Consider the following 18,821-nt stretch of genomic DNA (forward strand, 5'->3'; position numbering starts at 1 on the left):
GATGGGTGGAGCAGAGCAGGCGGTCGCCGACGCCGGGAAGGGACCCGGCGTCGTGACGGGCGAGATTGCACCGGCCGCACGCGTGCCGGCGGGACGGGCGTCGGCACGATGGAAGATCCTGCCGATCGTGGAAGGGCTGGTGCTGCTCGTGGCGCTGGCCCTGCCATGGGTCCTGCAGGATTATCTGACGGTGTTCGCCACCCGCGTGGTGATCCTCGCACTGTTCGCCATCTCGTTCGACTTGGTCTGGGGCTACGCCGGCATCATGAGCTTCGGCCAGGCGCTGTTCTTCGGCGCCGCCGGGTACGGCGTCGCGCTGCTGGCGCGGGACGTCGGCGTCACCTCGATCTTGCTGATCCTGCCGGCGGGCGCTCTGATCGGGCTGACCGCGGCGCTGCTGCTCGGCGGCTTCCTGCTGCTCGGGCGCTACCCGTCGAGCGTGATCTTCGTCTCGCTCGGCACGCTGACGGGTTCCTATGCGGCCGATCGCCTGGCGCGCGGCTGGTATTATCTCGGCGGCCAGAACGGCATCCCCTCGATCCCGCCGCTCACGCTCGGCAGCTACGAGTTCGAGGAAGGCCCGGTCTATTATTACACGGTGCTCGGCATCCTCCTCGTGGTCTATCTGCTGTGCCGTTTCCTGGTCCGCTCGCAATTCGGCCTCGCGCTGGCAGGGTTGCGCGAGAACGAGCAGCGCATCGCCTTCTTCGGCTACAAGGCGCAGCACCTCAAGGCCATCATCTTCGCGATCGGCGGCACCGTCGCCGGCCTCGCCGGCAGCCTCTATGCCTTTCATGAAGGCTTCGTCTGGCCCAACATGCTCGGCGTCGTGTTCTCCACCCAGGTCGTGCTCTACGTCCTGTTCGGCGGCTCCGGCACGTTGATCGGCGCTGTGATCGGCACCGTCATCATCGAGGGCGTCAGCTTCTGGCTGTCGGACAATTACCGCGACATCTGGCCGATCATCCTCGGCGTGCTGCTGCTGCTCGTCATCATGTTCCGGCCACTCGGCCTGATCTCCTTCGTGCTCGGCGAGCGCGAACGGGTCGGCAGCTTCGGCAAGGAACCTGAAGAGTCGCCGAAGGAGGGCCGCTAATGCCGCTCCTCGAAGCCTCCGGCATCAGCAAGATATTCGGCAAGCTGACCGCGCTCGACGGCGCGGCGCTGACCGTCGGCGAGAACGAGTTTCACGGCCTGATCGGCCCGAACGGCTCCGGCAAGAGCACGCTGATGAAATGCGTCGCCGGCGCCGAGGTACCGACCACGGGCAAGGTCTCGTTCGTCAACACCGACATCACCGCGTTCACGCCGACCGAGCGCGCCCGTGCCGGCATGAGCCTGAAATTCCAGATCACCTCGGTGCTGCCGACGCTGACGCTCTACGACAACATCCTGCTGGCGTTGCAGGCGCAGTGCTCGCTGCTCGATCTGGTGTTCTCGCGGACGCGGGCGGCGTTGCACGAGCAGGTGATGACGATGCTCACTCAGTTTCGCCTCGCCGATCGGGCGCACGATGCCGCCGCCAATCTCTCGCATGGCCAGCAGCAATGGCTGGAGATCGCGATGGCGCTGGTCGGCAAGCCGCGCCTGCTGCTGCTCGACGAACCGACCGGCGGCATGAGCCTGGAGGAGCGCCGCGTCACCGGTGAACTCCTGCAGCCGATCAAGCAGCATTGCTCGCTGGTCATCGTCGAGCACGACCTCGATTTCATCCGCGACATCTGCGACCGCCTCACCGTGCTCGACCAGGGCAAGGTGCTGGCATCGGGGACGGTCGCCGAGATCCAAGCCAACAAGAGCGTCCAGGAGATCTATCTGCGCCGTGCCTGACCCATCCTTCCTCGATATCAGGCATCTCGATGCCGGTTATGGCCGCAGCCAGGTGCTGTTCGATGTCAACATCGGCATCCCCTGGCGCGGCGGCGTCGCCGTGCTCGGCCGCAACGGCGCCGGCAAAACCACGCTGATGAAGACCATCGTCGGCGAGCTCGCGAGTTCGCAAGGCGAACTGCTGTTCGACGGCCGCGACATCACCCGCAGCCGTACCGAGCAGCGCGTGCGCTCCGGCATCGGCTACGTGCCGCAAGAGCACTCGGTATTCGCCCGCCTCTCGGTGCGCGACAATCTCGCCGTCGGCTCGTTGAGCAACCCGGACGCGGCGCGCGCGGTCGACCGCGTGCTCACGATCTTCCCGAAGCTCGGCCAGCGCCTCGACCAGCCCGCCGGCACGCTGTCCGGCGGCGAGCGCAAGATGCTGGCGATCGGCCGCGCCATGCTCGGCAATCCGAAATTGCTGCTGCTGGACGAGCCGACCGAGGGCGTCTGGATCGGCGTCATCGAGGAGATCACCGAGCGCCTGATCGAGCTTGCCAAGGACATCTCCGTCGTGATCGTCGAGCAGCATCTCGACCTCGCGCTGCGCGTCGCCGACTACGCCTACGTGCTCGACCGCGGCCGCGTCGCGCTGCAGGGCGAGGCGGGCAGGGTGCGCGGCGATCCGGAGCTGCTGCGGTATCTGGCGCCGTAATGCTCCGTCATTCCGGGGCATCGCGAAGCGATGAGCCCGGAACGACGAAGGCGGCTCAGGCCTCAGGGCCCACGAACAGCCGCCAAACCCCCTCGAACAGCGCCATCGCGATAAACAGCGTCGACGCACTCAGCAGGACGCCCGCGGCGAAGTCATGATACGGGCCGCCTCTCGTGAGCCAAAATCCAATCAGCGCAGCGCCGATCACGCAGATCCAGCCGGCCAGCGCGCGCCGGGACTCGCGGAGCAGGGCGGAGATGCCGCCGGTCACCCCGGCGCACTCGTCCGGATCACCGTCGGATTGGCCGACGGTGCGCGTTCGAGATGGCTCAACGCTGCCTTGAGCTGGCTGTCCTGTTCGGTCCCGATCAGTTGCTCCTTGATCGGCGGTGACGCGGTCGCGGGCGATGCGCCCTTGCTGCCCGGCGTCACGTCGGAATTTGGCAGCGTGCCAGGATTGGCGAACGCGCCGTGCAGTTGCGCTTCCCGCCAGATCAGGGAATTTTCGACCTGTTCGTCCTTGGCTGCCTGGACGACGATGTCCGGCGTGATCCCGTCACCCTGAATGGAGCGGCCCGACGCGGTATAATAGAGCGCCGTGGTGAGCCGCAGCGCGCCATGCTCCTTGATCGGGATGATGGTCTGGACCGATCCCTTGCCGAAACTCTGCGTTCCCATCACCGTCGCGCGGTGGCGATCCTGCAATGCGCCTGCGACGATTTCGGATGCGGACGCGGAGGCGCCGTTGACGAGCACCACCATCGGGGTATCCGGCAGCAAGGCGCCGCTCGCGGGCGCGGTGAACGATTCATCGTCGTTGCCGTTGCGGCCACGGATCGAGACCACGGTCCCGCCGTTCAGGAAATCGCTGGAGACGTCGACCGCGGACGTGAGCAACCCGCCGGGGTCGTTGCGGAGATCGAGCACGACACCGGCAAGCTTGCCGTTGGCCTCGTGCTGCAACGACATGATGGCCTGCTTCAGTTCGTTCGGCGTCTCCGCGCCGAACTCGCTGATCCTGAGATAGCCGACATCGTTCGGCTCCAGCCGCGACTTGACGCTATGGACTTCGATGATCTGCCGGGTCAGCGGCACGTCGAAGGGCGACTGGCTGCCGCGCTGGATCGTCAGTTTGACGACCGATCCCGGCGTGCCGCGAATCTTCCTGATCACGTCCATCAGGTCGATGCCATGCGTGCTCTGGCCGTCCACCGACACGATCGCATCGCCCGGCTGCAAGCCGGCGCGGGCGCCCGGCGTGTCGTCGATCGGCGAGAGGACGGTCGGCAATCCGCTATGATCGGTGATCTTGAGGCCGACGCCGCCGAACTTCCCGCTGATGTCCTCGCGGGACTCACGGAATTCCTGTTCGGTCATGTAGGAGGAGTGCGGATCGAGCCGCGACAGCATCCCCTTCAGGGCCGCGTCGGTCAGCTCGCCCGAGCCGACCGGATGCACGTAGTCCTGCTGCACGAGTTGCATCACGCCGGCGAGAAGGTCGACGTCGACCCTTGAAGGACCGGCGGCGACCTCGGAAGCGAGAGCGAAGCCCGCGACGGCGGCCGTGGCCACGCCGACGATGGCGATCGTACGCAAATGGGATGTCTTCATTGCTGTCCGTCCGGTGAATGCACATGCGACGCGAGGATGCCACGGGAGCCGCCGCGGCGTACTTCAAACAAAAGCGATGAGATCATGATGCGGTTCCATGGCATCGCATCATGATCCCGAGAACCAGCCGTCGCCAGGAGACGCCGCGGCGGCTGGCCGGCCGATCAGCCGATCGGCATGGCGACGAAGCGGGTATTGTCGGACGTCTTCACCCGCATCAGCACATCGTGCTTGCCGTCGGATTTTGCTTCCGAGAGCGCGTTGCGAAGGTCAGCCGCGGAGCTGACGCTCTTGCCGCCGACGGCCAGGATGATGTCGCCGGATTGCAGGCCGTGCTCGGCGGCCGGGCCGTCCGGCTCGATCCCGGTCACGACCACGCCCCTGTCGCCGGCGCCGCCGACGTCGCTGGCGGGGGCGACCGACAGGCCGAGATGCGGAATGCCCTTTGCGCCCTGCTCGGAGCCGTCGGCCCGGGCAGTCTTCTGGATCTCGTTCGGCATCTTGGCGAGGGTCACGTTGATCGTCTGCGCCTCGCCCTTGCGCAGGATGTCGAGCTTGGCCGAGCTGCCCGGCGCCATTCCCGAGATCTCGCGCGCCAGCGTCCGCGAGTCCTTGACCGCGTTGCCGTTGACCGCCGTGATCACGTCACCCGGCCGGATGCCGGCCTGCGCCGCAGGCGTGTCCGGCTGGGCCTCGTCGACCAGCGCGCCCCGGGCCTGCTTCAGGCCGAGGCTTTCGGCGATGCCGGTCGTCACCGGCTGCACCTGCACGCCGATGTAGCCGCGCGTCACCGTGCCGTGCTCCTTGAGCTGGGCGACGATCATCTTCACGGTCGATGCCGGGACGTCGAAGCCGATGCCGACCGAGCCGCCGGACGGCGAATAGATCGCGGTGTTGACGCCGATGACGTTGCCATTGGTGTCGAAGGTCGGGCCGCCGGAATTGCCCTTGTTGATGGGCGCGTCGATCTGGATGTAATTGTCATAGGGGCCCGCGCCGATGTCGCGACCCTCGGCCGAGATGATGCCGGCCGTCACGGTGCCGCCGAGACCATAGGGGTTGCCGACCGCCACGACCCAGTCGCCGACCCGCGGCGTCTGGTTTTCGAGATTGACGTAGGTGAAGTCGCTCTTGCCTTCGACCTTGATCAGCGCGAGATCGGTCTTCGGATCGGTGCCGATCACCTTCGCGGTATAGATGGTGCCGTCGTCGGTGGTGACCTGCACCGAGGTGGCATGATCGACGACGTGATTATTGGTCACGGCATAGCCGTCCGCAGAAATGAAGAAACCGGAGCCGACGCCGGTGATGACCTGATGGCGCTGCAGTCTGCCGCCGTCGGGCGAGCCGTCATAGCCGAATTGACGGAAGAATTTCTCGAATGGCGTGCCGCGCATCGACGGCGGCAGGTTCTCGGCCCCGGGACCGGCCGCGTTCGCATCGCCTTCGTCGAGCTTCACGCGGACCGAAATGACGGCCGGTTTGACCTTCGCGACCAGGTCGGCGAAGCCCGCCGGGCCCTGCGTCTGCGCGATCGGCGCGGCGAATGCCCGTTCGACGAATCGCCCGTGGCTCAGCGCCCCCGTGACGGCGACGGCAGCGCCGATCATTGCGACGGAGCCCAGCAGCGCGAGCCGGCGGGCCGAAAGCGGTTTGCGATTTGATTTGCCGTTGTCGTTTGATGTGTTGGTGTCAGGCATGATGTCTCTCGCGGAAATGGTTGATGTCGCCGACACCAAACCTATCGCCGCCGCATTACGACGTCCTGTCCGAGGCATTAATTCGAGGGATAGGTTGCTAAATTCGCGGTAACGCTCGACGGACGCGTCATGTCTTTGCGATGCGCTCGACCAGATGCGCGCGCGAAGCGCCGGGCTCGAACCGATCCGCAAAATACTGAGTTTCGTGGATGACCCGACCGTCGCGGAATTCCATGATGCTCACCGTGTAGGAAGGGACGCCGTCATAGGTCAGCACGAATTCGGTGACCCAGAGATCGCCGCTGCCGATCATGCGCCGGATCGTGAAGCGCTTGGTGTTCGGCTGCACCGTCCGGCTCTGCTGGATGTTGCGCCGGCCGCGGATCCGCTCGCCCGATTGCGGATAGTCGAGCACCGCATCGTCGGCGTAGATGTCGTGCTCCGCCTCGAAATCGCTGGCATCCGACGCCTCCCAGTGACGCTGCAACGCAGCCCGCACGGTGCGATCATCCATGGCAATCTCCCGGCCGTGATTGTGCGGCATTTCACGCCCTGCCTCACGCCATTGGCAAGCGCAATCTCGTCGCGATGTTGCAAGGACTCTCTACGCCGTCATTCCGGGGCATGCGAAGCATGAGCCCGGAATCCATTCATCCAGGCGTGGTGTGGCGCGATGGATTCCGGGTTCTCGCGGAGCCTGTCATCGGGCGCGCGTTCGCGCGACCCGTTGGCGACCCCCGGAATGACGAGTGGAGAGACGGCGGCTGGAGCGCCGCGCTACTTCATCGCCGAGAAGCGATTGTCGAACGAGCTGGACTGCACCACCGGAGCGGCGCCGGCGAGCTGGCTGTTGGTGGTCGGGGCAGGCGCAGGCGCTGCGGCGGTGTCGGTGATCGACGGCTTCAGCGCCGGCCTGGCGGCGGGCTTCGGCGCGACGCGGACCACCGATTGCGGCTTGGCTTCGGCGAGCTTCGGCCTGGCCGGTGCCGCCGCGACCGCCTTGGGTGCGGGCGCAACGGGTGCTGCCGGGGTCGCGTCGGCCGCGGCAGTGCCGCCGATGCCGACCTTGCGGGCGAAGCTGGAGAAGAAGCCGCCTTCGGACTTGTCGGCCCTCGCCGTGGCGACACGGGTCGTCGGCGTCGACGACGTCGTCGCCACCGCGGGCTCATCCTGCGCCACTGCGAGATTCGGCTTCGGCGGGTTGACCGTGCCGGGGATGGTGCCGGGCGCGCGCGCCAGCGCCATCGATTGCAGGTTCTGGCTGTCGCCGCCTTCGGAGAGACCGGTGTTGCCTTCCGGAATCTTGGAGGCGAAGATCGCGTTCATGCCGCCGTCGATGCCGGTGTTCATGCGGGCCATCGGCGTGCCCTTCGACACCAGCTTGGCCATCTCGGCGTTGTCCTGCTGCTCCTTCTCGCGCACCGCATTCGCGATCTCGTCGGGGATCACATAGGCCGGGCACTTGGCGGAGGCGTTGAACACCGGATCGCGTGTCGCGTTCGGCGGCTTGGCCGCATCGAACACATATTTCTTCTCGCAGAAGTCGACCTTCGGCTCCTGCTTGGTCACCTCGAAATGGTCATTGCCTTCCTTGATCATTCGCCAAAAAGGCATGTTCGGGTTGTTGCGGTGCTTGGCCATGTTGGCCGCGGTCATGTGGAACGGATAGGCCTGGAATTGAAACGCCTTCTGGCCGCCGAAGAAGGACTCGCGGCCGAGCGAATAGATCTCCGCGATCTGCTCGTCGGTCATCGCGTAGCAGCCGCGCGAGGAGCAATCGCCATGCACCATCAGCTCGGAGCCGGTGCGGCCGAGCGCCTTGTCGAAGGCGTTGGGGTAGCCGGTGTTGAACGAGAGGTAGTAGGCCGACTGCGGGTTCATCTGGCTCGGGTTGATCGAGTAGAACCCTTCGGGCGCCTGGCGGTCGCCTTCGCGCACCTTGGGGCCGAGATCGCCCGACCAGCGGCAGATCGGATAGGTCTTGAGCAGCGCGAACTGGCCGGAGCGGTTCTGTTTCCAGACCTCAAGCGTGGCCTCTTCCTTGAACAGGCGGACCAGGATCGGCGACTGCAGGTCCATGTCCTTCTCGGCCATCGCGGCGACGAGTTTCGGCGGCACCGGCTGATTGGCCTTGGCGTTCTGGGCCAGCGAAATCTGGTCGGTGTCACAACCGGCGAGCAGCACGCTCGCCGCAAGGGCGGCGGAGGCGAGAAGCGCGCGTACGACCGTGCGATGATTCAAAGTCCGAGCTCCACACCCACCGGGCGATTTTTCGCGACCCCAACACGGCGAAAAAGCCCTGAAGCCATTGTCTAAAATATTAGCCTTCGCTCCCCCTGCTCGCAACCTGAACGGGGGGAACCAAACCTTACGGTAGCAGGCATGGTTCAAGGAATGTTAAAGACCCGGCTCGGGGCTGAATTGCGGCCAAAATTGCCGATTTGGGCCAAAAATCGCGCCGTTTCGGCACATCAGCCGAGCTTGCGGCCGATATCCAGGAATTTCTGCCGCCGCTGTTTGCGAATCGCGTCCGGATCAAGATTTCGTAGGTCGCCAAGCGCCTGGGCGATGGCATCGCCGGTGGTCGCGATCATCGCCGCGGCATCCCGGTGGGCGCCGCCGGAGGGCTCTTTCAGGATCTGGTCGATCACGCCGAAGCGCAGCATGTCCTGGGCGGTGATCTTCATGCTGTTGGCGGCTTCCTGCGCCTTGGTGCCGTCGCGCCACAGGATCGAGGATGCCGCCTCCGGCGAGATCACGGAGTAGATCGCATGCTCCATCATCAGCACGCGGTTCGCGGTCGTGATGGCGATGGCGCCGCCTGACATGCCCTCGCCGGTGACGATCGCAACGTTGGGTACGCCGAGCGAAAGGCAGGCATCGGTCGAGCGCGCGATCGCCTCGGCCTGGCCGCGCTCCTCGGCGCCGATGCCGGGATAGGCGCCGGCGGAATCGACGATCGACAGCACCGGGATGCCGAAGCGGTCGGCCATCTCCATCAGCCGCACCGCCTTGCGGTAGCCTTCCGGCCGCGCCATGCCGAAATTGTGCTTGATGCGGCTCTCGGTGGTGGCGCCCTTTTCCTGGCCGACCACGCAGATGCTCTCGCCGCGGAAGCGGCCGAAGCCGCCGACCAGCGCCTCGTCGTCGGAGAATTTGCGGTCGCCGGCCATCGGCGTGAATTCGGTGATCAGGCCGCCGATGAAATCGGTCAAATGCGGCCGCTGCGGATGCCGCGCCACCAGCGTCTTCTGCCACGGCGTCAGATTGGCGTAGAGCTCGGTGAGCGCCTGCGCCGCCTTGTCCTCGATGCGGGCGACCTCGTCGCCGATGTCGCTGCCGCTGGCCGCGAGCGCACGCAACTCGTCGATCTTGGATTCAAGCTCGGCGACGGGTTTTTCGAAGTCGAGATAGCTGCGCATCGGGTCAGGCATCGCGTCAATATAGGGAGGAAGGGTGCGAGGGGCGAAGCGGTTTTGGCGTCGGATAGAGAAGTTTTGATACTTCAATTGGTTAACGCGCGCTCGGGTCGAGCGCACGCTTCGTCGCGGGCAGGTGACGCTCTTTCTGCGGAGACGCCGCGGAAGTCAAGACGTTGCCGTGGTCCCGTAGCCCGGATGGAGCTACGCCTTCTCGGCCAACGGGTGCAGGTCGCGGACCAGGCTCTTCAGCCGCTCCTCGACCACATGGGTGTAGATCTGGGTTGTCGAGATATCGGTATGACCGAGCAGGGTCTGCACGATGCGCAAGTCAGCACCGTTGTGCAGCAGGTGGCTGGCGAAGGCATGGCGCAGCACGTGCGGAGAGACCAACCGCGGCGCGAGGCCGGAGGCGCTCGCGAGCTCCTTCAGGTCGCGGGCGAAATGCTGCCGGGTCAAATGGCCGCTCTCGCCGAACGAGGGAAACAGCCATTTCGATGTTGCTGCTTTCTTCTTCTCGGGCTGCATCACGGCCATCGCCGCGAGGTAATCCGCCATCGCCTGGCGCGAGGCGTCGTTCAATGGCACCAGCCGCTCCTTGTTGCCCTTGCCGCGCACCACGATCATCCGCGTGTCGCGCCGCGCTGCGGACAGCGGCAGCGACACCAGCTCGGAGACGCGCAGGCCGGTGGCGTAGAGCACCTCGAGCAGGCAGTAGAGCCGCAGCGCGCGCAGCCGCTGCGCCGGCGAGACGTCGCTCCCGGTCAGTTGTTTCGCGCGGGTCAGCATGCGGTCGACATCAGTGATCGACAGCACCTTGGGCAGGCCGCGTCCGCGCTTCGGGCCGGACAGGATCGCGGCCGGATCGTCACTGCGGATCCGCTCATTGAGCAGGAAGCGATAGAGATGCCGGATCGCCGACAGCCGCCGCGCCACGCTCGACGATTTGAAGCCGCGCGTATCGAGATCGGCGAGATAGCCGCGTAGCGCCTCGGTGTCGGCGCCGGTGAAATTCGTACCGGCGTGGCTGAGGTAATCGGAGAAGTCGGTGAGATCGCGCCGGTAGGCGTCGAGCGTGTTGGCGCCGGCGCCCTGTTCCGCGGCGAGCATGTCGAGGAACAGCGCGGTCAGGCGGGCGTCGGAGGATTTGGCAGCAGGTCTGGCAGGAGCGGGCATGCCAGCAATCATAGCGCCTATTTCTTGAGGAACTTATCCGGCGGGATGGTCACCGTCATTTCCCGCGGCTTGGGATGGACGAAATTGGCCAGCGCGAACACGATCCCGTAGCCGATGCCGAAGATCACGGCGACGACCGTCAGGAAGCGGAACAGGCTGGGCATGGAGGCGGCTCGGGAGGCGAATTAACCAATGAAATCATCCAACATGTTCCCCGTGTCGTTGCAAGTCTGGCTGGTAAAGTCTGGCTGGTAACGGTATCGCCGGGGGTAGTATAGGTGGCCTTCAATATGACAAATCGCCCCGCGACCAGAGCTTTTTGATGTCCGACGCAGCCGTCCCGGCACCCACCACTCCGACCCTCGAGGCCGATATCGCGGCCGCGCTGGGGCCGCGGTCGATCGTGCTGGTCGGCATGATGGGGGCCGGCAAATCGACCATCGGCCGGCGGATCGCGGCGCGCCTGCGGCTGCCCTTCACCGATGCCGACACCGAGATCGAGACCGCCCACCGGATGACGATCCCGGAAATCTTCCAGGAATATGGCGAACCCTATTTTCGGGACGGCGAAGCGCGGGTGATCGCGCGGATACTCGAAGAGCGTCCGGTCGTGCTGGCGACCGGCGGCGGCGCCTTCATGCGCGAGGAGACCCGCGACCGGATCCGGGAGCGGGCGGTCTCGATCTGGCTCAAGGCCGACACCGACATCATCATGCGCCGGGTCCGTCGCCGCGCCGACCGCCCGCTGCTGCAAACCGCCGATCCCGAGGCGACGGTCAATCGTCTGCTCGGCGAGCGCGAGCCGGTCTACGCCAATGCCGACCTGACCGTCGCCTCGCGCGACGTGCCGCATGACCGCATCGTCGACGAATGCCTCGAGGCCCTGCGCAGCTATCTCTGCGGCCCACGCTCGGCTGTCGAGCCGCCATCCGATGGAATGAACGCAACCTCATGACTGCGCCTTTGAAACACTCCGCATCCGTCACCGTCGATGTCGCGCTCGGCGATCGCGCCTACGACATCGTGATCGGCCGCGACGTGCTGAAATCCCTCGGCGAACGCGTCGCGGCGCTGCGGCCCGGCGTGCGCACCGCCATCGTCACTGACCGTACCGTCGCGAAGCACTGGCTGGAGCCGACCGAGGCGTCGCTGGCCGCAGCCGGCATTCCCACGGCGCGGATCGTGGTCGAGGAGGGCGAGGCCTCGAAGAGCTACGCGACGCTGACCCAGGTTTCGGAAGCGCTGATCTCGGCCAAGATCGAGCGCAACGATCTGGTGATCGCGCTCGGCGGCGGCGTGGTCGGCGATCTCGCGGGCTTTGCGGCCGCGATCCTGCGCCGCGGCGTCGATTTCGTGCAGGTGCCGACCTCGCTGCTGGCGCAGGTCGATTCCTCGGTCGGCGGCAAGACCGGCATCAACTCGCCGCAAGGCAAGAACCTGATCGGCGCCTTCCACCAGCCGGTGCTTGTCATTGCCGACACCTCCGTGCTCGACACGCTGTCGCCACGCCAGTTCCGCGCCGGCTACGCCGAGGTGGCGAAATACGGCATCCTCGGTGACGAGGCCTTCTTCACCTGGCTGGAGAAGAACCACGCCGATATCTTCGCAGGTGGCGCTGGACGCGAGCACGCCATCGCGACCTCCTGCCGCGCCAAGGCTGGTGTCGTCTCCCGCGACGAGCGCGAGATCGGCGAGCGTGCGCTGCTCAATCTCGGCCATACCTTCGGCCATGCGCTGGAAGCTGCGACCGGCTTCTCCGACCGCCTGTTCCATGGCGAGGGCGTCTCGGTTGGCATGGTGCTGGCGGCGGAATTCTCCGCGCAGCTCGGCATGATCGCGCCTGACGATGCGGCCCGCATCGCGCGTCATCTTTCCGCGGTAGGATTGCCGACGCGGCTGCAGGACATCGCCGGCTTCAAGCAGGAGGGCCTTGCCGACGCGGACGCGCTGCTGGCGCTGATGGCGCAGGACAAGAAGGTCAAGCGCGGCAGGCTGACGTTCATCCTGCTCGAGGCCGTCGGCCGCGCCGTGATTTCCAACAATGTCGAGCCGTCGCTGGTGCGCGACTTCCTGCAAGCCAGACTGAAGGCCTAAACCGCGGATCAAGTCAGTGGGCTGGTTCACCTTCGCGATCGTGCTGGTCTGTCTGCTCGTTTCCGCGTTCTTCGCGGCGAGCGAGACCGCGCTGACCGGCGCCTCGCGCGCCAGCATGCTGCGGCTGTCCAAGCAGGGCAACAGCGAGGCCAGCGTCGTCTCGAAGCTGATCGCCATGCGCGAGCGGATGATCGGCGCGCTGCTGCTCGGCAACAACATCGCCAATATCGGTGCCTCGGCGCTGGCGACCGGCGTGTTCACCGCCTGGTTCGGCGATGTCGGCGTGCTCTACGCCACCGCGGTCATGACCGTGATGGTGGTCGTGTTCGCCGAGGTGCTGCCGAAAACCATCGCGATCAACGCCCCGGACCGTATCTCGCTGCTGGTTGCGCGGCCGATGCGGCTGACGATCCTGCTGCTCGGGCCGCTGCTCGCGGTGATCGAGGCCATCGTGCTGGCGCTGATGAAGCTGCTCGGCATCAAGGTCGGGGCCCATCAGGCCGTACTGTCGCCGACCGAGCGCCTGCGCGGCGCGGTCGACCTGTTGCATCACGAGGGCAAGGTCGAGAAGCAGGACCGCGACATGCTCGGCGGCCTGCTGGACCTGCGCGAGCTTCAGGTCTCCGACGTCATGGTCCACCGCACCGAGATGACCATGGTCAATGCCGATCTGCCGCCGGAGGAACTGGTGCGCGAGGTGCTGGCGAGCGAATACACCCGGATCCCGCTGTGGCGGGAAAAGCCGGAAAACATCATCGGCGTGCTGCACGCCAAGGATATGCTGCGCGCGATCCGCGCCAATGAGGGTGATATGTCGGCGATCGACGCCTCGGCGATCGCGCTGCCGCCCTGGTTCGTGCCGGAGATGCGCCCGGTCTCCGAGCAGTTGAAGGCGTTCCGCCGCCGCAAGACCCACTTCGCCCTCGTCGTCGACGAGTATGGCGAGGTCGAAGGTATGGTGACCCTTGAGGACATTCTGGAGGAGATCGTCGGCGACATCTCCGACGAGCACGACGTCGTCGTCGCCGGCGTGCGCGCGCAGCCCGACGGTTCGGTCGTGGTCGACGGCTCGGTGCCGATCCGCGATCTCAACCGCGCCATGGACTGGCACCTGCCGGACGAGGAGGCGACCACGGTCGCCGGCCTCGTGATCCACGAAGCGCGCTCGATCCCTGACCGCGGCCAGAGCTTCACTTTCCACGGCTTCCGCTTCCGCGTGCTTCGCCGCGAGCGCAACCGCATCACCGCGCTGCGCATCGTCGCCGTGCCGCGCGAAGGGACTGAGCTCGAGGAGAAGAAGCCGAAGCGCGCGGGCACGGCGTTCTGAAGCGGCCTACTCGATATCGATCGAGATGCCCGACAGCTTCCACAATCCGTCGGAGGCGATGAAGCCGAGCTGGTACTTCACCTGCTTGGGCGTGGTGTCGAAATGGCCCTTCAGCCGCAGCACGCCCTTGTCGTCGATCTTGGCGTCCTCGTCGAGGATGATCGGCTTGGCGACCACGGCATCGAACACGGCGTGCTTGTCGACCAGGTCCTTGAAGATCGTCTGCAGCTTGTCCGGCGGGAACTGGTCCCGGAACGGCTTCGATATCTTGGCATGGAAGACGGTGAAGTTATTGGCGGCTACCGCATCGTTGAGCGAGACCAGGATGCTCTTGATCAACACTTCCTGAACGAACGGGCTCGGCATGTCCAGCGCCGAGGCCGGACCCGTCAGCCAGACCAGAAGCAGGCCGGCAATGGCTGCGATCGACCGGAAGCGCACCCTGCAAGGGATCATCGACGGCCCCTCTCAAATCGGCTGGCGATGTGATCCTTGAGCCTGCCCGCTCACAGACGGGACTGTCCATCGCCGAACAATATCCGTCCCTCAATAGAGCAAAACCACCGCGGCGTCTTGCGGCAAGCGCGAGCTAGCGCGGCTTTTCCCCGGGAGCGTGTGCGTGGATCGCCAGCGCATGCACGGAGCCGGCGAGTTCCTGCGCCAGTGCTGCATTAATCATGCGGTGTCGCTCGATCCGGCTCTTTCCTTCGAACGCCGGCGACACCATATACACTCGGAAATGCGTCTCGCCGCCCGGGCTGTGGCCGGCGTGGCCCTCATGCAGATGTGATTCATCGACGACGTCGAGGCTTTCCAGCAAGAAAGCTTCACGCAACTTGTTTATGATAACGTCCTTCGTGCTCATGCTGCGGCATTACGTTCGCGGCGGCTTTTCGTCAATGATGTAGCGGGAAACGAGGTCTGCGCAATGTCAAGACTTGAAGAATTGTGCATTGCGTAGTCAAACAAAGCATGCCGATCGATTCATCCAAATTCTTCGACTCCATTCGCATCAAGCCGACCAAGGTGAGTGCGAAGCGCCAGGCGCAGGCCGGCGATCAGGCCGTGACCTGCGAGTGGGCGGGCTGCCAGAACAAGGGCGCGCACCGCGCCCCGAAGGGTCGTGACAATTCGCGCGAGTACTGGCACTTCTGTCTCGATCACGTCCGCGAATACAATCAGTCCTACAATTTCTTCCAGGGCATGAATCCGGACGACGTCGCGCGCTACCAGAAGGATGCGCTGACCGGTCACCGGCCGACCTGGAAGATGGGCGCCAATGGCGGCAAGAAGGGCGAGGGCGACATCGACGCCGCGTCCGATCCGTTCCACATGTTCTCCGAGCTCAACGGCCGCGGCCGCTGGCGGCCCGGCCCGGGGGGCGCGCAGGAGGCCAAGCAGGAAACCCGCAAGGTCATGAACGCCGAGCGCAAGGCGCTGCAGGTGATGGGGCTTGCCGCCGGTGCGACGCTGGAAGACGTCAAGGCCAAATACAAGGCGCTGGTCAAGCAGCATCATCCCGACGCCAATGGCGGCGACCGCTCCACCGAGGATCGCCTGATCGAGATCATCAAGGCGTATAATTATCTGAAGACCGTGGTACGCGAGGCTTAGGCCTTCGCGCTTAACCTCCCCTTGAAAAGGGGAGGTCGCTTTGCTCGCGAGAGCAAAGCGGGTGGGGATACCCTCTCCGCATACAGTGTCGCTCGCGGCTGACCCCCATCCCGACCTTTCCCCTTTTAGGGGGAAGGAGAAGATTTTCGATCACTTCGGCATCGCCCCGACATAGGACGAGCTCGGCCGGATCAGTCGGCCGGTGCGGCGTTGCTCCAGGGCGTGGGCGGTCCAGCCGGCGGCGCGGGCGACCGCGAAGATCGGCGTGAACGCCTGCCGCGGGATCTGCAGCGCGTCGAGCAGGATCGCGGTGAAGAATTCGACATTGGTCTCCAGCGGCCGTTCCGGGTTCTTGTTCCGCAGCGCTGCGCGGATATAGGCCTCGACCTCGCCGGCAAACGGCAAATCGGCGCCGTCAGCGGCGAGCCGCTCGATCGCGGCTTTCAGCACGTCGGCCCGGGGGTCGCGCACCCGATAGACGCGGTGGCCGAATCCCATCAGCCGTTCGCCGCGCGAAAGCGCGTCGTCGACCCAGGGCTTGATCCGCTCGCGCGTGCCGATCGCATCCAGCATCTCCAGCACCGGCTCCGGCGCGCCGCCATGCAGCGGCCCGGTCAGCGCGCAATAGCCGCCGGTGATCGCCGCAAACAAATCGGCCTGGGTCGAGGCGATCACCCGCGCGGTGAAGGTCGAGGCGTTCATGCCGTGATCGCAGACCGTGACGAAATAGGCATCGAGCGCTGCGACCTCGCGCGGCTCGGCCTTGCCACCCCGCAGCATCCGCAGCGTATCGGCGGCGTGGCTGATCGTCGGGTCCGGCGCGATCGGGTCGTGGCCCTTGGCACGCTGGACCAGCGCACCCGCGATCACCGGGAAGGCGCCGACGATGGTCGCCTCGTGCTCCAGCCCGTTCTCGCCGCGCAGGCCAGCGCTCGCGGCACGAAAGCCGTCGACGATCGACATGCCGCGGGTCGCCGGCAACAGCTCCGGCAGGCGGGCAAAGGCGCGTTCGCGGGCGGCGCCGAGGCCGGCGCGGACATTGGCCTCGCTCAGCGCCTTGCCGGTGGCGCCGTTCCACAGCCGCGCGGTGACGCCCTCGAAGCCCGACTTGCCGGCGAGGTTGGCGACGTGCTCGCCGGCGATGATCAGTTCGCCGCGCTCGCCGTCGACATGGCTCAACACGGTCTCGGCGGCGGGAACGCCGTCCAGACCGATCGTGCTTTTGGTGAGGTGCAGATTCATGGCCCGATCTCCTTGTTTCGTACCGATAAGGTCGGGCCTCTCGACGTATTGATCAACCTTGATTATATCAATCAATATGAAAAAATCCGCCGAGCTTTACCTCTCCGCCCGGGAAGCCGCCGCCGAGCTCGCGATCTCGCCGGCCACGCTCTACGCCTATGTCAGTCGCGGCCTGATCCGCTCCGAGCCGTCGCCGGATTCGCGCAGCCACCGCTACCGTGCCGAGGACATCAGGGGCCTGAAGGAACGCCGCGTGCCGTCGCCGGAGCCGCGCGGTTTTCGCAACTTCGACGCCGATCTGCCGGTGATGGATTCGGCGATTGCGACCATCACCGAGCAGGGCCCGATCTATCGCGGCGTCAACTGCGTCGACCTTGCCCAGCGCGACACGCTGGAGCACACCGCAACGCTGCTCTGGGATGTCACCACTGTCGATCCGTTCGCGGCGGACAATTGTCCGCATGTGTCGGACGAGATGCGCGCGATTGCGGACGCCGCGCGTCGCGCGCCGCCGATCGATCGGACGGTTGCGGTGCTGGCGCTGGCCGCCAGCGCCGATCCCCACGCCTTCACCCGCGCGCCCGATGGCCGCGCCATGGTCGGCGCGCGGATCCTGCGGCTGCTGGTTGCGACCATGCTGAATGTACCGGCGTCGGCCGATCTGCTGCATGAGCAGGTCGCCCGCGTCTGGACGCCTGACAACAAGCACGCACCCGACCTGATTCGTCGCGCGCTGGTGCTGCTCGCCGACCACGAGCTGAATGCCTCGACCTTCACGGTGCGCTGCGCGGCGTCGACCGAGCTCAACCTCTACGACGCCGTGATCGCGGGGCTGGTGGCGCTGAAGGGACCCAAGCATGGCGGCGCCGGCGTGCTGGCCTCGCGGCTGGTCAGGACGATGGTCGACAACGACGTCGCCCCGGTGATTCGCGAGCGGGTGGCGCTGGGCGAGCGCTTCCCTGGCTTCGGCCACGGCGTCTACAAGAACGGCGATCCGCGCGCGATCTCGCTGCTGGACGCGCTGACCCGCGCCGGCGCGCCGCGCAAATTCACCAGGGAGGTACCGGAGCGGATCGCGGAAGCGACCGGCGAGTTCGTCAACATCGACTACGCGCTGGCGGTGCTGGTGCACGCGCTGCGGATGCCGGTGGGGAGCGAGCTTGCGCTGTTCGCGATGGCGCGCAGCGTCGGCTGGATCGCACATGCCAGCGAGCAGCTCCAGCATGGCAAATTGATTCGGCCGCGCGCCCGCTATGTCGGCCCGGCACCCGGCCGCGGCGGTACGACCAACAGCCTCTGACTCGCTTACTTTGTCGACTTGGCCGGCTCGATCAGGCCACCGCCGTTGCGGCGGCGGATGGTCCAGACCGCGAGCGCGAGGATCACGGCGCCGCCGGCGACCGCGAACATCCAGAGATGCTTGCCGACATGCTCATGGTGCGGCAAGCCGGCATAATCGTGCAGCGCGGTGACGGCGAGCACGCCGGGCAGCACATGCGCCGGCGCCCAGAGCAGGATCGCGGGGATGTTGACGGCGTAGAATCGCGCCGGCGGCATGCCGAGCGCGCCCGCCGTGATCGGCACGAAAGCGCGGATCGGCGGCACGAAGCGGGCAAAGAACACCGCCAGCACGCCCCAACGGTTGAAGAAGGCTTCGCTCTGCGCGACCACGTTCGGATATTTGTTGAGCGGCCAGCAGGTCAGGATCTCGCGCTGGCTGCGGTAGCCGATCAGATAGGCGACGCCATCGCCCAGCATCGCGCCGGCCGCGGCCCAGGCCAGCACCGGCACCAGCTTCAATTCGCCGCCGGGCACCAGCGCGCTCAGCGCCAGGATGATGGTCGAGCCCGGCACCAGCGAGCCGATCACCGGGACCGCCTCCAGCAGTGCAGCCAGGAACAGCGTCAGGTAAGCAAGCCAGGCATGGGCCGAAACGAAGGTGATGAGAGGGTTAAGAAAGGAAGTCACAAAATCCCTTTGGCGCCGGTGACATGGTTCTGAGAGGTAACAACTCTCAACCGGGGCGGAAAGTGCCCGACCGGGCAGGCGTTCCCGCGACCGTACAAGAGTGCGGTATGATTCGCAGAGCAGCCTTCCAAAAACCCCCCTCC

Annotated in this window: 20 protein-coding genes; 8 read left to right on the top strand and 12 right to left on the bottom strand. The window is 66.0% G+C overall.

The window, feature by feature from the left end; translation table 11 throughout:
* The first annotated feature begins 1 nt into the window (after position 1).
* The 3 genes from IC762_RS03185 to IC762_RS03195 are packed head-to-tail and all read left to right on the top strand — an operon-like array spanning position 2 to position 2,527.
* Positions 2-1,096 (top strand): branched-chain amino acid ABC transporter permease, encoded by a 1,095-nt coding sequence (locus IC762_RS03185; protein ID WP_246801406.1) that lies wholly within the window; start codon positions 2-4, stop codon positions 1,094-1,096.
* Positions 1,096-1,830 carry an ABC transporter ATP-binding protein gene (locus IC762_RS03190; protein ID WP_195787211.1) on the top strand — a complete coding sequence of 245 codons (735 nt, stop codon included), beginning with the start codon at positions 1,096-1,098 and terminating at the stop codon, positions 1,828-1,830. Before IC762_RS03185 ends, IC762_RS03190 begins: the two co-directional genes overlap by 1 nt.
* Positions 1,823-2,527 carry a branched-chain amino acid ABC transporter ATP-binding protein gene (locus IC762_RS03195; RefSeq protein ID WP_195787212.1) on the top strand — a complete coding sequence of 235 codons (705 nt, stop codon included), beginning with the start codon at positions 1,823-1,825 and terminating at the stop codon, positions 2,525-2,527. Before IC762_RS03190 ends, IC762_RS03195 begins: the two co-directional genes overlap by 8 nt.
* Positions 2,528-2,582: 55 nt before the next feature.
* On the opposite strand, the gene IC762_RS03200 is transcribed toward IC762_RS03195, so the two are convergent.
* The 8 genes from IC762_RS03200 to IC762_RS03235 all read right to left on the bottom strand — a co-directional run bounded on the left by IC762_RS03200 (position 2,583) and on the right by IC762_RS03235 (position 10,597).
* On the bottom strand, positions 2,583-2,798 hold the full coding sequence (locus tag IC762_RS03200; RefSeq protein ID WP_195787213.1) for a hypothetical protein: 216 nt from the start codon (positions 2,796-2,798) through the stop codon (positions 2,583-2,585).
* Positions 2,795-4,138 carry a S41 family peptidase gene (locus IC762_RS03205; protein WP_195787214.1) on the bottom strand — a complete coding sequence of 448 codons (1,344 nt, stop codon included), beginning with the start codon at positions 4,136-4,138 and terminating at the stop codon, positions 2,795-2,797. Before IC762_RS03205 ends, IC762_RS03200 begins: the two co-directional genes overlap by 4 nt.
* A 164-nt stretch (positions 4,139-4,302) precedes the next feature.
* Positions 4,303-5,838: a Do family serine endopeptidase gene (locus IC762_RS03210; protein WP_195787215.1), complete on the bottom strand. Its 1,536-nt coding sequence runs from the start codon at positions 5,836-5,838 to the stop codon at positions 4,303-4,305.
* Between the two features lie 127 nt (positions 5,839-5,965).
* The gene (locus IC762_RS03215) at positions 5,966-6,352 is read right to left on the bottom strand and encodes a nuclear transport factor 2 family protein (RefSeq protein WP_195787216.1); all 387 of its coding nucleotides are present in this window, start codon (positions 6,350-6,352) and stop codon (positions 5,966-5,968) included.
* 263 nt (positions 6,353-6,615) lie between these two features.
* Complete coding sequence (locus tag IC762_RS03220; protein WP_195787217.1) at positions 6,616-8,079, bottom strand: L,D-transpeptidase family protein; 1,464 nt, start codon at positions 8,077-8,079, stop codon at positions 6,616-6,618.
* 230 nt (positions 8,080-8,309) lie between these two features.
* A complete protein-coding gene (locus tag IC762_RS03225; protein WP_195787218.1) occupies positions 8,310-9,272 on the bottom strand; it encodes an acetyl-CoA carboxylase carboxyltransferase subunit alpha in 963 nt (320 codons plus the stop codon).
* 189 nt (positions 9,273-9,461) lie between these two features.
* Complete coding sequence (gene xerD / locus IC762_RS03230; protein ID WP_195787219.1) at positions 9,462-10,433, bottom strand: site-specific tyrosine recombinase XerD; 972 nt, start codon at positions 10,431-10,433, stop codon at positions 9,462-9,464.
* 17 nt (positions 10,434-10,450) lie between these two features.
* Positions 10,451-10,597: a hypothetical protein gene (locus tag IC762_RS03235; RefSeq protein WP_016843561.1), complete on the bottom strand. Its 147-nt coding sequence runs from the start codon at positions 10,595-10,597 to the stop codon at positions 10,451-10,453.
* 158 nt (positions 10,598-10,755) lie between these two features.
* On the opposite strand from IC762_RS03235, the gene IC762_RS03240 reads away from it, so the two are divergent.
* From IC762_RS03240 to IC762_RS03250, 3 genes are read left to right on the top strand one after another with little or no spacing between them, the layout of a single operon-like run.
* Positions 10,756-11,388 carry a shikimate kinase gene (locus tag IC762_RS03240; protein WP_195787220.1) on the top strand — a complete coding sequence of 211 codons (633 nt, stop codon included), beginning with the start codon at positions 10,756-10,758 and terminating at the stop codon, positions 11,386-11,388.
* Complete coding sequence (aroB, locus tag IC762_RS03245; RefSeq protein WP_195787221.1) at positions 11,385-12,527, top strand: 3-dehydroquinate synthase; 1,143 nt, start codon at positions 11,385-11,387, stop codon at positions 12,525-12,527. Before IC762_RS03240 ends, aroB begins: the two co-directional genes overlap by 4 nt.
* Before the next feature lie 16 nt (positions 12,528-12,543).
* A complete protein-coding gene (locus IC762_RS03250) occupies positions 12,544-13,854 on the top strand; it encodes an HlyC/CorC family transporter (RefSeq protein WP_195787222.1) in 1,311 nt (436 codons plus the stop codon).
* A 6-nt stretch (positions 13,855-13,860) separates the two neighbouring features.
* On the opposite strand, the gene IC762_RS03255 is transcribed toward IC762_RS03250, so the two are convergent.
* Together IC762_RS03255 and IC762_RS03260 are read right to left on the bottom strand one after the other, a co-directional pair.
* On the bottom strand, positions 13,861-14,310 hold the full coding sequence (locus IC762_RS03255) for a hypothetical protein (protein WP_195787223.1): 450 nt from the start codon (positions 14,308-14,310) through the stop codon (positions 13,861-13,863).
* A gap of 133 nt (positions 14,311-14,443) precedes the next feature.
* Positions 14,444-14,719, bottom strand: a complete 276-nt coding sequence (locus IC762_RS03260) for a BolA family protein (protein WP_195787224.1) — start codon at positions 14,717-14,719, stop codon at positions 14,444-14,446.
* Positions 14,720-14,826: 107 nt separating this feature from the next.
* Here IC762_RS03260 and IC762_RS03265 point away from each other — a divergent pair, with 107 nt between their 5' ends.
* Complete coding sequence (locus IC762_RS03265) at positions 14,827-15,468, top strand: J domain-containing protein (RefSeq protein ID WP_195787225.1); 642 nt, start codon at positions 14,827-14,829, stop codon at positions 15,466-15,468.
* A 150-nt stretch (positions 15,469-15,618) separates the two neighbouring features.
* On the opposite strand, the gene IC762_RS03270 is transcribed toward IC762_RS03265, so the two are convergent.
* Positions 15,619-16,710, bottom strand: a complete 1,092-nt coding sequence (locus tag IC762_RS03270; protein WP_195787226.1) for a citrate synthase/methylcitrate synthase — start codon at positions 16,708-16,710, stop codon at positions 15,619-15,621.
* 76 nt (positions 16,711-16,786) lie between these two features.
* Here IC762_RS03270 and IC762_RS03275 point away from each other — a divergent pair, with 76 nt between their 5' ends.
* Complete coding sequence (locus IC762_RS03275) at positions 16,787-18,010, top strand: citrate/2-methylcitrate synthase (protein ID WP_195787227.1); 1,224 nt, start codon at positions 16,787-16,789, stop codon at positions 18,008-18,010.
* Positions 18,011-18,015: 5 nt separating this feature from the next.
* Here the strand turns inward: IC762_RS03275 and IC762_RS03280 are convergent, their stop codons facing one another.
* Positions 18,016-18,678, bottom strand: coding sequence for a DedA family protein (locus IC762_RS03280; protein WP_195787228.1), 663 nt, complete (start codon positions 18,676-18,678; stop codon positions 18,016-18,018).
* Positions 18,679-18,821 lie beyond the last annotated feature (143 nt).

Source organism: Bradyrhizobium genosp. L (assembly GCF_015624485.1).
GTDB lineage: Bacteria > Pseudomonadota > Alphaproteobacteria > Rhizobiales > Xanthobacteraceae > Bradyrhizobium.